The following is a 15,244-nucleotide window of genomic DNA, read 5'->3' on the forward strand; positions in this document are numbered from 1 at the left end:
AGCGGTGGCTCTGTAGTGACCTGCTTCAAATCGCCGGTTGATCGCTTATAGACGGTTAACAGCGGATCGACGAGAACGACCTCCAAAGCCCCAGCTGCGAGGACTCGCGGCAGGGCGAGAGCCTCGCGCCCTGTCGGCACCGGCGCTCCGTTTCGGGTTCCACTCCTTATAAGACCGCGCGGGCGATACGGGGCGGTAATGGAACTCGGTTCGCGAGACGCGTTCGCCCGGATGGGGACCCTCGGCATCGAAGAGGAGTTCTACATCGTCGATGCCGACGGCCGCCCGACCTCGGGGACCGACGATCTCGTCTACGGCCGGGACCCTCCGGAAGAAGTCCCGGAGGGATTCGACCACGAGCTATTTAAATGCACTATCGAGGCGCAGACGGAGCTGATCGAGGACCCGTCGAACGCGGCCGACGCCCTCTCGACGGTGCGGGAGGCGCTCGTCGACCACGCCGCCGCCGACGGCTACCGGATCGCGGCCGCGGGCCTCCACCCGGCCGCGAAGTGGCGCGAGCTCGACCACGCCGAGAAACCGCGGTATCAGGCGCAACTCGACCGGATCCAGTACCCGCAACACCGCAACACCACGGCGGGGCTCCACGTCCACGTCGGCGTCGACGACGCGGACAAGGCCGTCTGGATCGCCAACCGACTCCGGTGGCACTGTCCGGTCCTGCTCGCGCTGTCGGCGAACTCTCCGTTCTGGAACGGCTTCGACACCGGGCTCGCGTCGGCTCGCGCGAAGATATTCGAGAACCTCCCGAACACGGGGATCCCTTCCGCGTTCGACGACTTCGACGCCTTCCAGCGCTACGAGCGCCGGATGGTCGAACAGGGCTCCATCGACGACCGCGGCGAGCTCTGGTTCGACGTGCGCCCCCACACCGGGCACGGCACGGTCGAGGTGCGCGCGCCGGACGCCCAGCGCGACCCGGCGGTCACCCTCGCGATGGTCGAGTACGTCCGCGCCCTCGTCGTCGACTACGCCGAGCGATACGCGGACGGCGAGTCCCCGCCGACCCTGCGCCGGGAACTGTTAGACGAGAACAAGTGGCGCGCGATCCGCCGCGGCCACGACGCCTCCTTCGTGACCCGCGACGGCGAGGGGACGGTCTCGCTCGGCGAGGTCGTCGACGACGAGTGCGACCGGCTCGGGATCGACGGGATCCGCGCGGTGTACGAGGCGGAGAGCGGAACCCGACGTCAGCGCCGGCTTCAGGAGGAAGGGGGCCTCGACGCGCTCTGTGACGACCTCGTGTTGTCACCGTAGGTCGGAAGAGTCGTCCGCCCCCGTTCCGTCGGAAGCGAAACGACGAGAAACGCTTTTGGGCGCGCGGACCGCAGTTTCCGGTATGACTACGGACGATTCCGTCGACGACCCCGACGACGATTTCGACGACGACCCCGCTTTCGACGACGACGGTCCCGATTCCGCTTCCGACGACGAGTCGCCGACCGAGCGCACCCGCGAGGAGCTCCGGAAGACCAAGGAGCGGCTCGGCGAGAGCGCGGACAAGGCCGTCAAGGGGTTCGACGACAACGTCGTCGACCTCCTCTCGTGGCTGCTCGACACCGAGACCCGCGCGCGGATCTACGTCTTCCTCCGCGACAACCCGAACAGCACCAGCGACGAGGTCGCCGACGGAACGGGACTCTACCCGAGCACGGTCCGCGAGGCGCTCGCGGAGCTCCACGACGAGGGGACCGTCGACCGCGACAAGCGGGAGGCGAGCGGCGCCGGCAACAACCCCTACGAGTACGAGGCGATCGCGCCGAGCGAGCTGGTACAGGGCGTCGTCGGCGACGTCCAGCGGGAGCTCAACGCCGTCTTCAACCTCGACCGCCGGCTGGGGGGAGAATCCCCCGACGGCGACACGGAGCCGGTGCAGATATCGGTCGGCGACGACGACGAGGACGAAGCCGAGGGCGATGAGAACGGTGACGCCGACGAGGAACCGATCGGCGACGACGAAACCGAGGGCGAAAGCGACGGAGACGAGGGCGACCGCTAGGCGAGACCGGCCGCTCTCGGTTCAAGACGTTTTAAGTCCCGCCCGCGCAACCGTTGTGCATGAACGTCGCGCTGGGTGGTACGTTCGATCCCGTTCACGACGGCCACCGGAAGCTGTTCGAACGGGCGTTCGAGCTGGGTGACGTGACCGTCGGGCTCACGTCGGACGAGCTCGCGCCGAAGACCCGACACGTCGAGCGGTACGTCCGCCCGTACGACCGCCGGAAGCGCGACCTCGAGGCAGAGCTGAGCGACCTCGCAGACGAGCACGGTCACGAGTTCGAGATCCGCGAGCTGACCGACCCGACCGGCATCGCCGTCGAGCCCGAGTTCGACGCGCTGATCGTCTCCCCGGAGACGAGAGAGGGAGGCGAACAGATCAACGATATCCGCCGCGAGCGCGGCCACGACCCCCTCGAACTCGTCGTGGTCGACCACGTGGAGGCCGAGGACGGCGAGCGCATCTCTTCGACCCGGATCGTCGCCGGCGAGATCGACGAACACGGAAACCTCACCCCCGACCGAGAGGGGCGGGGGGCGACTCGCCCGGAATGACGGGGGACGAGGACCACGACGGCTCCGGACGCTTCGCCGCCCTCGCTCGGGTCGCCCTCGGCGACGCGGGATTCGAGCGCGCCGCCGTCTGGAGCGCGGTCGGCTTCGCGGTCTCGTACGTCGCCTTCGACGCGGTCGGAATCGCGGCCGACGCGGCGGCCTCGCTGGGAGCGACGGGAGTTCCACAGGGCCTCGCGGCCCCCGTCGCAGGGGCGCTCGCGGCCCTGACCGCGGTCGGCGTCGTCGCCTTCGCCGCTGTCGGCGGTGGCGCGCTCCCCGCGGCCCTCCTCGCGTACGGCCCCTTCGCGGGGATTCTCCTGCGAACCTCGGGGCCGGAACCGTACGCGATACCGCTTTTCGACCCCATCCCCGTCTTCGTCGCGCTGGTCGAATCGTTGGGCCTGGCCGTCGCGGCCGCGGTCGCGGTCGGGGTCGCCGGCTACGCGGTCGGGCGCGTCGTCGCCGGAATCGGCGACGGTGCCGGCGAACGCGACGCGGAGGCGACCGAAGAGGCGACCGCAGACGACTGACGCGACCGCGAATACCTGACGCGACGACTCAGTCGCCGTCGAGCGTCCCGTTGAGCACCTTCGCCGCGACGAGGATCGGGTCCCACACCGGCGAGAAGGGCGGCGCGTACGCGAGGTCCAGCCGCTCGACTTCCGGGACGGTCATGTCCGCCTCCAGCGCCGTCGCGAGCGTGTTGATCCGAATGGCCGCGCGGTCGGGGCCCGCGATGCTCCCGCCGATGAGGCGCCCGGTGTCGCGGTCGGCGACGAGGGTCACGTCGGTCGGGGCCGCCCCGGGGTAGTAGCCCGACCGAGAGCCGGCGGTCACCGTCTCGCGGACCGGGTCGAAGCCGGCCTCGCGGGCCGCCTCGTCTCCGACGAGTCCGACGCGGCCGGCCTCCATGTCGAACCCCTTCACGACCGCGGTGCCCGCGATCTCGCCCACGGGCGACGGGTCGCCGGCGACGGTGGCGCCGATCGCCCGCCCCGCCCGGTTCGCGGTGAGCCCGAGCGGCATCCACGCCTCCTCGCCGGTGACGGCGTGAACCGCGGTCGCGCAGTCGCCCGCGGCGTACACGTCGGGGAGGTTCGTCCGCCCGTACTCGTCGGTGCGGACCGCGCCGCCCGCGCCGAGTTCCACTCCCGTCCCGTCGAGGAGCTCGGTGTTCGGGCGGATCCCGACGCCGACGATCGCCATGTCGACGGGGAGCGTCTCGGCGCCGTCCGCGCCGCCGAACGCGATCCCCTCGATCCGGCCGTCGCCGACGAGCTCCTCGACCGGGGCGCTCGTGTGGACCGTCACGCCCTTCGCGTCCAGCTCGGTCTCGACGCGCTCGCCGACGGCCTCGCCGAAGTCCGAGAGGATGTGCCCGGAGCGGTGGAAGAGGTGCACGTCGAGCTCCCGCCCGACGAGCGCCTCGGCCATCTCGACGCCGACGTAGCCGCCGCCGACGATCGCCGCCGTCTCGGGAGCCTCCATCGCGGCGTTTCGGTCGACGCGCTCGCGGTCGACCGCGCTCACGTCGGCGCGGTCGGGGTCGTACGCGTCCGGCTCGGCGACGTACGCGTCGATCGCGGCCGCGGTGTCCATGTTGTGAAGGGTGAAGGCCCCGTCCACCCCGTGCACGTCGAAGGGACCGGTCGACGCGCGGCCGCCGGTGGCCACGAGGAGGTCGTCGTACGCCTGCTCGAAGGAGTCGCCCTCGGTCGTCTCGACGGCGACGGTCTTCGCGTCCGGATCGACGCCGACGACCTTGTGGCCGCGCCGGAGGTCGATCCCGCGGTCGGCGACCTCGCTCGGCGACAGCGAGAGGAGGTTCGACATGCGCTCGACGCGCCCCTCGATGAAGTACGGCATCCCGCAGTAGGCGTACGAGATCCACTGGCCCATCTCGAAGACGACGACGTCGCGGTCGGGCGCCTCGCGGCGGAACTTGCTGGCCGCGCTCAGCCCTGCCGCGTCGGCACCCACGACGACGAACGGATCGCTCATGGAGCCATCGACGGCGGGCGGTAACAAAAAGGCACGCCGGGGGTGCGACGCGTGCGCGTCGACGGAACGAGGTGCCGGCTACGTATCGCCGTCGTCCCCGTCGTCGGCCAGCCGCCCGAGCGTCTCCCGGGCGTTCTCGACGGCCGCCTCCTTCTTCGCCGGGTACGCCTCGACCTTCGCGCGGACGGTGATCCCGGGACCGAGGCGGACCTCGCCGCGGAACGCGGCCTGCTTGTCGACGCGGAGGAACAGCGCGCAGTTGTCGTCGACCCGCTGGTCGAGCTCGTCGATCACGCGGTCGACCTCGTCGAGTCCGGAGAGCCGGTCGAGGACGTGACGCATCCCGTCGGCGTTCTCGACGCGGGCCGAGAGCACGACGATCCGGTCGCCGTGGTGACCGACGTTCTCGACGCGGTCCAGCTCGACCTCATCGGGGAGGAACGTCCGGAGGGCGTCCGCGACCCGCTTCTCGTCCTCGGTGGCGTACGCGAACGCCCGGAGGTCGACGTAGTGGAAGGGGACTTTGGGCATGCGGGTCGGAAAAGGGGAGAGCTACTCCTCGCTCTCGACGGCGTCGAGAGCGTCCTCGGGGACGCCGGTCTCCTGACCGTCCTCGAAGCTGACCGTGTAGGTCGCGTCGCCGAACATCGTCTCCATGACCTGCGTGATCGTGCCCGTCTCGCCGTCGTACTCGCTGTGTTTGTCGTGGAGCACGACCTCGTCTTCCTTCTCGAAGCTCATGCGCTTCCTTCCGCTGGCACGCTTAAAAGCGCCCGGATTCGCGGCGATCGGTTGTCGCCGTCGCGTCGCCCGATCCCCTCACCACGCCGCCAGCAGCGCCGCCCCGAGCGACACGACCAGGACGACGGCGACGACCACCGAGACGACCGCGCTGTCGAGCGCCAGCGCGATGGCGACCCCGGCTGCGAGCGCGAGGAACGCCGCGATCGCCGCGGGCACCCCGCCCCGCTCGATCAGCCGGTCGACCGCGTTCGCCGCGCGCTGCGAGGGAGAGACCTCCGGCGGGCGCTCCGGCGGCTTCGTGAACGCCTCGTCGACGGCGACCTCCTCGGGGACGGTCTCCTCGGGCGGGTCGATCCGGACGTTCACGTACCGGGTGTTGGAGCCGTAGCCGGTGACGATCTTCAGCTTCCCGCGGACCGGCTCCGTCACGTCGTCGACGGCGACGTGGACGTGTCTCGTGGACTCGTCGTCGACGAAGTGGTTCGTCTCGGCCACCGACGCGACCCGGTCGAGGTCGTCGTCGAAGTGGAGGTGGACGTGCGTGGAACGGCCCTCGTTCTCGAGCGCGACGGCGAACGGGCCGGTCGCCTCGAACCGGTCGGGCGCCCGGATCGAGTGGACCGCGTCCCCGTTCAGTTCGACGGAGAGTGTCGACACGCTCTGGTCGACGCACTCACACTAAAAAAAGGTGCAGTACGGAACGGGGCCTCGCTCCCTTACGCCGCCGCCTCCTCGCGCATGTCCGGCGGGAGGAGGTTCGGAATGCCGTCTTCGATCGGGTACGTCTCGCCGCACTCCGTGCACGTGAGCGTCCCCGCGAGGATCTCCTCGTCGTCGCGCTCGTCGACGTCGAGCTCCAGGTCGGCCTTGTCGAGCGGGCAGCAGACGACGTCCATCAGGGATTCCTTCATACCGCGTCGTTCGCGCGGGCCGTTAAAAAAGCGTGCGGGTTGGCGAGTGCGCGGCTCCGAGGGGGTTCGGGGGGCATCCGGAGGGCCGCTCCTCGATGGCAACGACTTTGCCGGTCCGTCACCCCCGGCGAGGTATGGGGATCCCGTCGGAACGGATCGACCGGCTGTTCTCGCTCGCCCGCGAGGCCGTCGTCGACGACGAGTACGACCGCGCGCGGGAGTACGTCGCGCTCGCGCGCCGGGTCGCGGAGCGGAACCGCTGCGGCGTCCCCGCCGAGTTCTCCCGGAAGACCTGCGACGACTGCGGCGTCTACCTCCGCCCGGGGAAGACGAGCCGCGTCCGGCTCCGCCCCGGACGAGTGGTCGTCCGCTGTCGCGAGTGCGGATCGACCGCGCGGTACCCGTTCGACTGATCGCGCCCGCCAAAGCGCTCGCGGACCGCCGAAGCGCCCGCGGACCGCCAAAGCGCCCGCGGACCGCCAAAGCGCCCGCGGACCGCCAAAGCGCCCGCGGACCGCCAAAGCGTCAGCGTTTATGGCTCGCCCCGCCTCATCGCGACAATGAGCGTCCCCTGCGTCGCGGTCGAGCGCGAACGCGGCGAAACCGTGCGCGAGCGGCTCGCCGACGCCGACGCCCTCGACGGCGACCACGAGATCGCGGTCGACGGCGACACGATCTACATCCCGGTCACTGACTCCGAGGCGGTCCCCGCCGACCTGGCCGCGACGGTCGTCGAGCGCGACGCCGCCGAGCGCTACCGCCCGCGGACCCCCGCCGCGATCCTCGGCTACGAGCCCTCGCTGGAGCGGCTCGGCGACATCGTCATCGTCGACGAGGACGACGAGGAGCGCGCCCGCGAGATCGCCGACGCGGTGATGGCCTCCGACGTGCCCTGCGAGACGGTGCTCAACCGGGCCTCCCCGATCGAGGGCGAGCTGCGCGTCCGCCAGTGGGACGTGCTGGCGGGAAACGGCACCGAGACCGTCCACCGCGAGTACGGACACGAGTTCCTGCTCGACGTGGCCGAGGTGTACTTCTCGCCGCGGCTCGCCACCGAGCGCCACCGCGTTATCGAGCAGGTCGCTCCCGAGGAGACGGTCGTCGACATGTTCGCCGGCGTCGGCCCCTACGCTGTCCCGATGGCCGCTCGCGGCGCCGACGCGGTCGCCTGCGATCTCAACGAGCGCGCGGTCGAGTACCTCCGGAGAAACGCGGAGCGCAACGGCGTCGCCGACCGCGTGACCGCGATCGCCGACGACGTGCGGGATATCGCCGACGAGTACGCCGACACGGCCGACCGGCTCGTGATGAATCTCCCCCACTCCGCCGACGAGTTCCTCGACGCGGCCGTTCGGCTGGCGGGCGACGACTGCGTCGTCCACTACTACGACATCCAACACGAGGACGACCCGTTCGGTCCCGGGACGCGGGCGATCCGCGCGGCCGCCGGCGACGCGTACGACGCGAGCGTCGAGACCGAGCGCGTCGTCCGGTCGTACGCGCCCCACGAGTACAACGTCTGTCTGGACGTCAGGCTGACGCGGGCGTGAGCCGGGTTCGGTCCGCTCCGCGCCGTGCTCCTCGCGGCCCGGCGTCCGCGGTCCGCTCGCCAATCGTTTCAGTTAGGTAACGGGTTTATCCCGCTGCAGCGCGTTTCAGTTCGTATGAGCGACACCACTGATCCGGAAGAGCGCATCGACGAGACGACGACGTGGCCCGACCTCGCCATCGGACTCTACGACAGGCTGACGGGCCGCAACGCAGAGATCGTCTACGAGTTCGAGGACATGAGCGTCGACGTCCCGAGCGGCACGGGAGACGACGTCGAACACGCCAGTTGGCGACTCGACGGCACCGTTCGGGTCACGACCCGTGAACAGGACTGACGCGAGGGCACCGCTCTCGGTCACCACGGAGGACCTGACGCTCACCGTCGCGGGCGTCGAGCTCGAGCTCCGCTCGACGGGCGACCGCCTGTTCGTCGAGGTGGCGACGGTCCGCGACGCGATCCGAGTCGCTCGGAGCCTGCCGGGCGACGCCGACGCCCGCGGTCCGGCCGCGCTGTTGACCGCGACGGACCTCACCACCGAGATACGGGTCCGAGGGCGAACGGTCGCCGTCCTCGGCGCCGACGCCCGCCCGGGGCTGCTCTCCCGCGAGCTCGGCGTCGCGCCGGCGGAGGCGCGGCTCGCGGGGGCCGTCGGAGCCGCGGTGAGCGGACTTTCCGCGGCCGCGAGCGCGCCGCGGCGGCTCTTCGAGTAAGGGGAGTCGTCGAGGCGGCCCGACGGTACCGCCGGGTTTCGAACGCGACGCCCGCCAGCAACCGCTGGCGAGATTGAGGGTACGTGTCGACAGCGTGACCGCCGCCCCACCCGGGAACGCCACGGGTCGGACGGCTGCGGGCCCGTCACATGACAAGAGTCCACGGCCGCGAGACGGTCGGGGCCAGAGGCGATTTCGCGCTTGGCACGTCGGAGACGTGGATCACACGCCAGCCGTGTCTGATCGCTGATAGGGGTGACTGCCGCGCCGAGTCGCGGTGGGGGTCGCGACCGACGGGACGAGCGACGCCCGGTACGGGCTCCGACCGGGCAGACACCGTCGGGGGAGTCGATCCCCGCCATCGCGGCGCACGATCGGTGTTGTCACACTTCGATCGAAGACCAATCAGGTATATATGCTTTTTCCTTATATTCCTGTGACGATCGCTCACTCTACACGGTGATCCGGACAATACCGAAGGAATTTCGGAACGAACGCAGATGACCGATCGAGCGCGATCGACGACCCCGACCCGGTCGGTGTCCCGTGATCTGCCCGTCCGTGGCGCCGCGGTTTCGGAACCCTTATTTTTCCGTTCGGGAATGGTAAGACGCGCGCCGGAGTAGCTCAGCTGGCAGAGCGATTCCTTCGTAAGGAATAGGTCGAGGGTTCAAATCCCTCCTCCGGCTCTTCTGACGGAACGAAGTGGAGTCGAAGAGCTGCGGGAGAGTTCGTCCGAGAGAGTTCGAATCGGGGAGGGAGAAAGCGAAGCAGAGTAGTCGTAATCTCCGTTTTCGCCGCTGAAATCGCTCGGCGGCCCGCGTTTTCCCCATCGAATCGATCATTCAGTCACGGAGGGACGGGAGACTGATTATAGTCTGTAAATAATATTAGGGCCGAATCTATACCCCTCGGTAACAATACTCACGATATGCGACCAGAATCAGAGACTCACGGTCGAGAAGTGTACGAGTGTTTCAAATGCGGCGCGCGCTCCGAGTCGGACGGTACCTGCGAGTGCGGCGGCGAGCTCCAACACCTCGGTCGGTCGCGAGACCTGTGACGGAGGACGGCGAACTCACTCCTCGTCGGCGTCGCGCTCGGCTCCGTCCCCACCGCCGTTGTCCTGCGCCGCGTCGTAGTCGGGCAGCGAGAGAACGTTCTCGCGCCCGAGTCGGAACCCGTCGAGGTCGCCCTCGTCGCGGAGCCCCGTCACGACCTGACTCGTCTTGGCGGCGGTCCAGTCGAGCTCCTCGGCGACCCGCTTCTGTTTCATTCGGCCGCCGTTGGCCTCGATGAGCCGGAGCACCTGCTCCTCGTTGCTCAACAGGTCGCCGTCGACCGGCGCCGCCGCGTCGGGCTCCCCGTCCGCGTCGCCGTCGTTTTCGGGCTCGGTCGTGTCGCCCTCGGGCTCCGAACCCGTCCCGTCGTCCGTCGGCCCGTTGACGGTCGCGCCCGGCGCGTCCGGCGGCGAGCTCGAAGCCGGGCTCTCCCACGGACGGCGTCGGTAGCCGATCACGGCGACGACCGCCGCGAGCAGCCCGAGCGCGATGAAGAGGAGCGGCCCGGTGGAGCGGCCTTCCGGCTCGATCGCCACGCGCGGCTGCCCCTCCGTGAAGTCGACCGGACCCTGCCAGACGACCGCGCCGTCGCGGGTTTCGGCCGGCGACGGCGACGCGTCGCCGAGCCGGTAGCCGTCGCCCCACGAGACGATGAGCGAGGTGGTCTCGTCGAGGAACAGCCCGTCGATCGCGTCGCCAACGACGAGTCGGTCGCCGTCGACGGCCGCGAAGTTGCGCCACTCGAACCGGTACGTGAGGACGCCGTACGACTGCGGGAGCTCGCGCCGCTCGGCGGTGACGGTCGTGTTCGTGACGGCCATCTCGCGCCCCGTCGCGTTCTCGGCGACGGCCGCGGTCGACGACATCCGGTCGCCGAACCGTCCCGTGTAGGCCGCCGGGTCCGACTCGACGTCCGCCCGGAGGTCCTCGAACGCCTGCTCCTCGTCGTCGCTCGCGAGGCGGATCCGGTACTGGGTCTCCCAGACCGCGTCGCCGTCGGGTTCGACCGCGACTTCGATCAGGATGTCGTCCGGGTCGACGTCCATCTGCTCGAAGCCGCCGGCGGGGACGCCGGCACCGCTCTGCGCGGCTCCGGTCGACGCGAGGCCGACGCCGGCGACGAGCACGGCGACGACGGCCAACAGGAGCACCGTTCGCTGCACGGACGGGCAGTTACGAGGCTCGGATAAATCGCTTCCTATCACGGCCGACGCCCGGACGCGGCTCGGCGGCTCGTCGCCGTCTTACGCATTCGGGAGCCGGCGATCGACTCCGGACGCGCCCCCCCGCCGTCCGGCCTATCCATCGACCCCGAGGGCGATCCGCCGGAGGGTATCGGTTCCGTGCGCCCACGACCCCGTCAGGCGACCGGCGAGGGTCTCGACCTCCGCCACGGCGGTGGCGGCGGCGGACCCGATCCCGGCCCGTCGGTCGCCGGCAGCGGAACGCGCTCCGGCTTCGGAATCGGCGGGAGCACCGTCCGATCCGTCCCCGCCGGACCCGGCGTTCGTGCCATTGTCACCGGGGGCAGCATTCGTCCCGTTGTCACCGGGGGCGGCATTCGTCCCGTTGTCGCCGGAGCCGGCGTTCGTCTCGTTGTCGTCAGTCATCCCGTCGTTCGGACCCGTCTCGTTTCCGGAGGTCGATCCCTCGACCGCTGCGCTCCGCGGAGTCGCGTTCCCGCCCGCGTCCGAACCGTTCCCCGCTCCGGCAGGACCGGTCGCGTTCCCCGACGGTCCGCCGCCGTTCCTCGGAGCGCGGTCACCGGCCGACGGGCCGCCGTTTCCCGGTCGTCCGTCGCCGCCGGGCGGGCCGCCGGCTCCCGGTCCGGTCCCGTTCCCGGTTTCCGGTCCACTCGCGTTCCCGGTTCCGGACCGGGCTCCGGGGGCGTCCGCGGGCGGCCCGCGGCGCTCCGACGCCAGCGGCCGGCCGACGCCCTCCCCGGCGACGCCGCGAGCGATCGCCGCGACCTCGGGACCGCCCACCCCGTTCGCCCGCTCGCGGACCGCGTCGAGCCGATCGGCGTCGAGGCCCTGTGCCCGCCGGACCGGCTCGGGGAGGTCGCGGGCGACGGCGGCGCTCCGGTTCGCCTCGCGCTTGACGGTCTCGGCTCGGGCGCCCGTCTCCGCCATGCGGGCGGCGAACTCGCCGCGGGTGAGCTCTCCGGCGTCGCGGAGCTCGCGGAGCTCGCGCTGTCGGCGTTCGATCGCGGTGAGCCGCTGCTCGGTCCGGTTGAGCCGCTCTGCGACGAGGGTCGCCCGCTCCTCGTCGGACTCGGTCCGGTTGAGCCCGACCTCGAAGGCCCGCGACTCGACCTCGCCGGCGATCTCGGCGCGTTGGACGCCCATCACGCCGGAGAGACGCTCTCCGGGGCTGATGTCGGTCTCGTTCGCCGTCCCCGTCTCGCCGCCTCCGTCCGTCTCGTTCGTCGCCGCCGGATCGTCCTGCGCGACGGCCGTCCCGACGGGGCCGGCCGCGGCGATCCCGGCGACGGCGACCAACACGACCGCGACGGCGACGAGCGCGATCCCTCGGTTCATTACCAGACGGTACGCGACGTATCCGTATATAAACCGATCTCCGTTAAGCCGGATCAACGCGGATTAAACGGGGGACTGCGGCGGGGTGAACGAGAGCGGGAGTCGAGCGGGGCGAGCTCCGGTTCAGTACGACTTCGCGAAGTACGCCGTCCGCTCGGCGTCGTCGTCGCAGATCGCGCAGGTCTCGTCGTGGTCCGCCTCGGCGAGGGGGTCGTCGTCCTCGAACGGGACCATCACGATCTCGGCGGCCATCGGCTCCTTGATCGGCTCCTCGCACGCCTCGTCGCCGCACCACGGGGCCTTCACGTAGCCGCCGTGCTGGCCGAGCGTCCCGAGGATGTCGGCGCGGTCGTCGGCTTCGCGCACCTCGCCGTCGAGGGTCTCCTCGGCGGCGGCGTACAGCTTCGCGTAGATCTCGTCGAAGTGGTCGCGGACCGTCTCGACGACCCCGTCACGGTCCTCGACGACGCTCTCGCCGTCGGGCCGGTGGACGAGGGTGAGCTCGCCGTCCTCGACCTCGTGGGGACCGATCTCGATCCGGAGCGGGACGCCGTTGAGCTCGTGTTCGTTGAATTTGAAGCCGGGGTTGCGCTCGTCGCGGTCGTCGAGGTCGACGCGGACCCCCGCCTCGTCGAGGTCGTCGACGACGCCCTCGGCGTACTCCAGCACGTCGTCTTTCGTGTCCTCCTGCCAGATCGGGACCACGACGACCTGTTCGGGGGCGACGCCGGGCGGGAGCACGAGCCCCTGCTCGTCGGAGTGGGTCATGATCAGCGCGCCGAGCGCGCGCCACGAGAGCCCCCACGAGGTGGTGTGGGCGAGCCGCTCCGCCTCGTCCTCGTCGGAGAAGGTGATGTCGAACGCCTCCGCGAACGACTGCCCGAGGTGGTGAGAGGTGCCCGCCTGCACCGACTTGCCGTCCGGCATCAGCGCCTCGACGGTCGTGGTCGTCTCCGCGCCCGGGAATTTGTCGTGATCGGGCTTCTGACCCTTTAAAACGGGCATCGCCAGCAGGTCCTCGTAGACCGATGCGTACTGGTCGAGCCGCGTCATCGTCTCGTCCCACGCGCCCTCCGCGGTCGCGTGCGCGGTGTGGCCCTCCTGCCAGAGGAACTCCTTCGTGCGGAAGAACGGCTTCGTCTCCGTCGCTTCCCACCGCACGACCGAGCACCACTGGTTCACGCGCAGCGGGAGGTCGCGGTGGCTCCGCACCCACTGGCTGATGTACGGCGTGATGATCGACTCGGAGGTGGGCCGGACCGCGAGCCGCTCTTCGAGCTCCTTGTTGCCGGCCTCGGTCACCCACGCGACCTCGGGGTCGAACCCTTCCACGATGTCCTTCTCGCGTTCGAGGTACGACTCGGGGATGAAGAGGGGGAAGTAGGCGTTCTGGACCCCGGTGTCTTTGAACTTCGCGTCGAGGAACCCCTGGAGGCGCTCCCAGACCGCGTACGCGCGCGGCCGGGTGACGATGAAGCCGCTCATTCCCTCCGGGCCGTAATCCGCCAGCCCCGCCTTCTGTACGACCTCGGCGTACCACTCGCCGGTGTTGTGTGACTTGGACTCGGTGATGCCGAGCTCCTGGTCGTCGTCGCTCATTGTCGTGTGAAGGGTCGGTCGCGTGCTTAAAACGTCCGAACCCGTGCGGACGCGTCCCGAACCGCCGCCCCCCTCCGACGGCCGCCCTTCCTCGTCGACCGCGCTCGCGATCGTTTCAGATCGCCGGAACACGGAGAAACGTTAACCCCGTCCGGGGACCTACCGCCGGTATGGACCTGACGGGGCTGCGTCGGTACACGCCCGAGGCGGTGACCCGGGCGCGCCGCGAGGCGGCCGTGCTGGCGCCCGTCATCGAGCGGGGCGGCGAGGCCCACCTGCTGTTCACCAAGCGCGCGGCCCACCTCGGCGAACACCCCGGACAGATGAGCTTCCCCGGCGGCGGCCGCGAGCCGATCGACCGGACCCTGACCGACACCGCGCTCCGCGAGGCCGACGAGGAGGTCGGGATGCGGCCCGACGAGGTCGACGTCGTCGGCCGGCTCGACGACACGCGGACCTCCTCCGCGTACCGGATCCGGCCGTTCGTCGGCGTCGCGCCCGACCGGGAGTACGTCCCCGACGAGTCGGAGGTCGCGGAGATCGCGGTCCTCCCCGTCAGCGGGCTGACCGACCCCGCGAACTACGAGACCGAGCGTCGCGTCGGCCATCCCGAGTACGGCGACCACCGCGTCCACTTCTTCCACGTCGACGGCTACACCGTCTGGGGCGTGACGGGCCGGATGGTCGTACAGCTCTTAGAACGGACGACCGACTGGCGCGCGCCCGAGGAGGTCGACCGAGTCGTCGGGGCCGACGCGGAGCTGCCCATTTAAACGGTTGGCGGCGTGGTGACCACTTTTGAGGATCGAGGCGATCGCTTATAGATAGCCGGCCGGAAATTCTCGACGAACGTCCCCAAAGCCCCAGCCGCGAAGGCTCGCGGCAGGGCGAGAGCGAAGCTCTCGCTTGCAACCGGCGACCTCGCGGGCACGAGCCGATCGCGGGCGTGGTCGTGTTGGGTCGCCGCCGGCCCCGCCGTTCCCGTTCGTTTATAACTGGCCGAAGCGCTCACCTCACTCCGCGGGCTCGACTTCCAGCCGCAGCGCCATCGGCGCGCCCGCGGCGAGCGCGTCGACGAGGTCGCGGTCGAGGTCGGCGGCGGCGCCGTCGCCGTCGACGAAGATCGTCCGCTCGTCGTCGGTGTAGCCGCTGGTCCGCCCGACCATCGACCGGTCGTCGAGGAGAGTGAGGTCGGGGTCGCCCCGGCCGACGATCTCGTCGACGTGGGCGGGATCCGCGAGGTCGACCGTGTCGGCGTCCGGCTCGCCGACCGCGAACGTCGCCGTGATCGCCGCGGCCGCGCCTTGGCACGCCTCGCGGAATTCGGCCGAGAAGTCGCGCGGCGCGCGGTCGGCCTCGACGCCGACGATGCAGTCGCCGGCGGGGGTGAGCCAGTCGTCGGTCGTGAGTTCGACGGTGCTCGCGTGCTCGGCGGTGACGTGCTCGTGGCCGACGGCGCGGACGACCTCGACGAGGGCGTCGTCGGTGTCGGTGTCGTCTTCGGACTCGGCGTCGTTCGAATCGGCGCTCTCGGCGTCGCTCATGCCAGCCC

19 protein-coding genes and 1 tRNA gene are annotated in these 15,244 nt (G+C 70.5%); 11 read left to right on the forward strand and 9 right to left on the reverse strand.

Annotated elements, in window-relative coordinates; genetic code table 11:
• The first annotated feature begins 198 nt into the window (after nt 1–198).
• The 4 genes from C469_RS03675 to C469_RS03690 all read left to right on the forward strand — a co-directional run bounded on the left by C469_RS03675 (nt 199) and on the right by C469_RS03690 (nt 3,104).
• The gene (locus C469_RS03675) at nt 199–1,278 is read left to right on the forward strand and encodes a glutamate--cysteine ligase (protein WP_008003967.1); all 1,080 of its coding nucleotides are present in this window, start codon (nt 199–201) and stop codon (nt 1,276–1,278) included.
• 82 nt (nt 1,279–1,360) lie between these two features.
• Nucleotides 1,361–2,020: a winged helix-turn-helix domain-containing protein gene (locus C469_RS03680; RefSeq protein ID WP_008003968.1), complete on the forward strand. Its 660-nt coding sequence runs from the start codon at nt 1,361–1,363 to the stop codon at nt 2,018–2,020.
• A gap of 59 nt (nt 2,021–2,079) precedes the next feature.
• Nucleotides 2,080–2,574 carry a phosphopantetheine adenylyltransferase gene (locus tag C469_RS03685; RefSeq protein WP_008003970.1) on the forward strand — a complete coding sequence of 165 codons (495 nt, stop codon included), beginning with the start codon at nt 2,080–2,082 and terminating at the stop codon, nt 2,572–2,574.
• The gene (locus C469_RS03690) at nt 2,571–3,104 is read left to right on the forward strand and encodes a hypothetical protein (protein WP_008003972.1); all 534 of its coding nucleotides are present in this window, start codon (nt 2,571–2,573) and stop codon (nt 3,102–3,104) included. Before C469_RS03685 ends, C469_RS03690 begins: the two co-directional genes overlap by 4 nt.
• Nucleotides 3,105–3,132: 28 nt before the next feature.
• Here the strand turns inward: C469_RS03690 and C469_RS03695 are convergent, their stop codons facing one another.
• The 5 genes from C469_RS03695 to C469_RS03715 all read right to left on the reverse strand — a co-directional run bounded on the left by C469_RS03695 (nt 3,133) and on the right by C469_RS03715 (nt 6,230).
• Nucleotides 3,133–4,575, reverse strand: coding sequence for an FAD-dependent oxidoreductase (locus tag C469_RS03695; protein WP_008003974.1), 1,443 nt, complete (start codon nt 4,573–4,575; stop codon nt 3,133–3,135).
• 78 nt (nt 4,576–4,653) lie between these two features.
• A complete protein-coding gene (locus C469_RS03700) occupies nt 4,654–5,106 on the reverse strand; it encodes an RNA-binding protein (RefSeq protein ID WP_008003975.1) in 453 nt (150 codons plus the stop codon).
• A gap of 21 nt (nt 5,107–5,127) precedes the next feature.
• Nucleotides 5,128–5,316 (reverse strand): hypothetical protein, encoded by a 189-nt coding sequence (locus tag C469_RS03705; RefSeq protein ID WP_004050211.1) that lies wholly within the window; start codon nt 5,314–5,316, stop codon nt 5,128–5,130.
• Nucleotides 5,317–5,394: 78 nt separating this feature from the next.
• On the reverse strand, nt 5,395–5,976 hold the full coding sequence (locus C469_RS03710; RefSeq protein ID WP_008003977.1) for a DUF7524 family protein: 582 nt from the start codon (nt 5,974–5,976) through the stop codon (nt 5,395–5,397).
• A 59-nt stretch (nt 5,977–6,035) separates the two neighbouring features.
• A complete protein-coding gene (locus C469_RS03715) occupies nt 6,036–6,230 on the reverse strand; it encodes a methytransferase partner Trm112 (RefSeq protein WP_082230107.1) in 195 nt (64 codons plus the stop codon).
• A 134-nt stretch (nt 6,231–6,364) separates the two neighbouring features.
• Here C469_RS03715 and C469_RS03720 point away from each other — a divergent pair, with 134 nt between their 5' ends.
• The 6 genes from C469_RS03720 to C469_RS16695 all read left to right on the forward strand — a co-directional run bounded on the left by C469_RS03720 (nt 6,365) and on the right by C469_RS16695 (nt 9,555).
• On the forward strand, nt 6,365–6,643 hold the full coding sequence (locus tag C469_RS03720) for a ribonuclease P protein component 4 (protein ID WP_008003981.1): 279 nt from the start codon (nt 6,365–6,367) through the stop codon (nt 6,641–6,643).
• A gap of 147 nt (nt 6,644–6,790) precedes the next feature.
• On the forward strand, nt 6,791–7,780 hold the full coding sequence (locus C469_RS03725; RefSeq protein ID WP_008003982.1) for a class I SAM-dependent methyltransferase: 990 nt from the start codon (nt 6,791–6,793) through the stop codon (nt 7,778–7,780).
• A gap of 114 nt (nt 7,781–7,894) precedes the next feature.
• Nucleotides 7,895–8,116 (forward strand): hypothetical protein, encoded by a 222-nt coding sequence (locus C469_RS03730; RefSeq protein WP_008003984.1) that lies wholly within the window; start codon nt 7,895–7,897, stop codon nt 8,114–8,116.
• The gene (locus tag C469_RS03735) at nt 8,103–8,492 is read left to right on the forward strand and encodes a hypothetical protein (protein WP_008003986.1); all 390 of its coding nucleotides are present in this window, start codon (nt 8,103–8,105) and stop codon (nt 8,490–8,492) included. Before C469_RS03730 ends, C469_RS03735 begins: the two co-directional genes overlap by 14 nt.
• A gap of 616 nt (nt 8,493–9,108) precedes the next feature.
• Nucleotides 9,109–9,181, forward strand: a tRNA-Thr gene (locus tag C469_RS03740).
• A gap of 242 nt (nt 9,182–9,423) precedes the next feature.
• The gene (locus tag C469_RS16695) at nt 9,424–9,555 is read left to right on the forward strand and encodes a rubrerythrin-like domain-containing protein (protein WP_147587247.1); all 132 of its coding nucleotides are present in this window, start codon (nt 9,424–9,426) and stop codon (nt 9,553–9,555) included.
• 15 nt (nt 9,556–9,570) lie between these two features.
• On the opposite strand, the gene C469_RS03745 is transcribed toward C469_RS16695, so the two are convergent.
• The 3 genes from C469_RS03745 to proS form a co-directional block, all read right to left on the reverse strand.
• On the reverse strand, nt 9,571–10,716 hold the full coding sequence (locus C469_RS03745; protein ID WP_008003988.1) for a helix-turn-helix transcriptional regulator: 1,146 nt from the start codon (nt 10,714–10,716) through the stop codon (nt 9,571–9,573).
• Nucleotides 10,717–10,851: 135 nt separating this feature from the next.
• Nucleotides 10,852–12,093 carry a hypothetical protein gene (locus C469_RS03750; protein ID WP_008003989.1) on the reverse strand — a complete coding sequence of 414 codons (1,242 nt, stop codon included), beginning with the start codon at nt 12,091–12,093 and terminating at the stop codon, nt 10,852–10,854.
• A gap of 123 nt (nt 12,094–12,216) precedes the next feature.
• On the reverse strand, nt 12,217–13,692 hold the full coding sequence (proS, locus tag C469_RS03755) for a proline--tRNA ligase (RefSeq protein WP_008003992.1): 1,476 nt from the start codon (nt 13,690–13,692) through the stop codon (nt 12,217–12,219).
• Between the two features lie 170 nt (nt 13,693–13,862).
• On the opposite strand from proS, the gene C469_RS03760 reads away from it, so the two are divergent.
• Nucleotides 13,863–14,465: an NUDIX hydrolase gene (locus C469_RS03760; RefSeq protein WP_008003994.1), complete on the forward strand. Its 603-nt coding sequence runs from the start codon at nt 13,863–13,865 to the stop codon at nt 14,463–14,465.
• A 240-nt stretch (nt 14,466–14,705) separates the two neighbouring features.
• Here the strand turns inward: C469_RS03760 and C469_RS03765 are convergent, their stop codons facing one another.
• Nucleotides 14,706–15,236 (reverse strand): DUF371 domain-containing protein, encoded by a 531-nt coding sequence (locus C469_RS03765; protein WP_008003995.1) that lies wholly within the window; start codon nt 15,234–15,236, stop codon nt 14,706–14,708.
• Nucleotides 15,237–15,244: the final 8 nt, after the last annotated feature.

The organism is Halorubrum lipolyticum DSM 21995, from assembly GCF_000337375.1.
Classification (GTDB): Archaea; Halobacteriota; Halobacteria; order Halobacteriales; family Haloferacaceae; genus Halorubrum; species Halorubrum lipolyticum.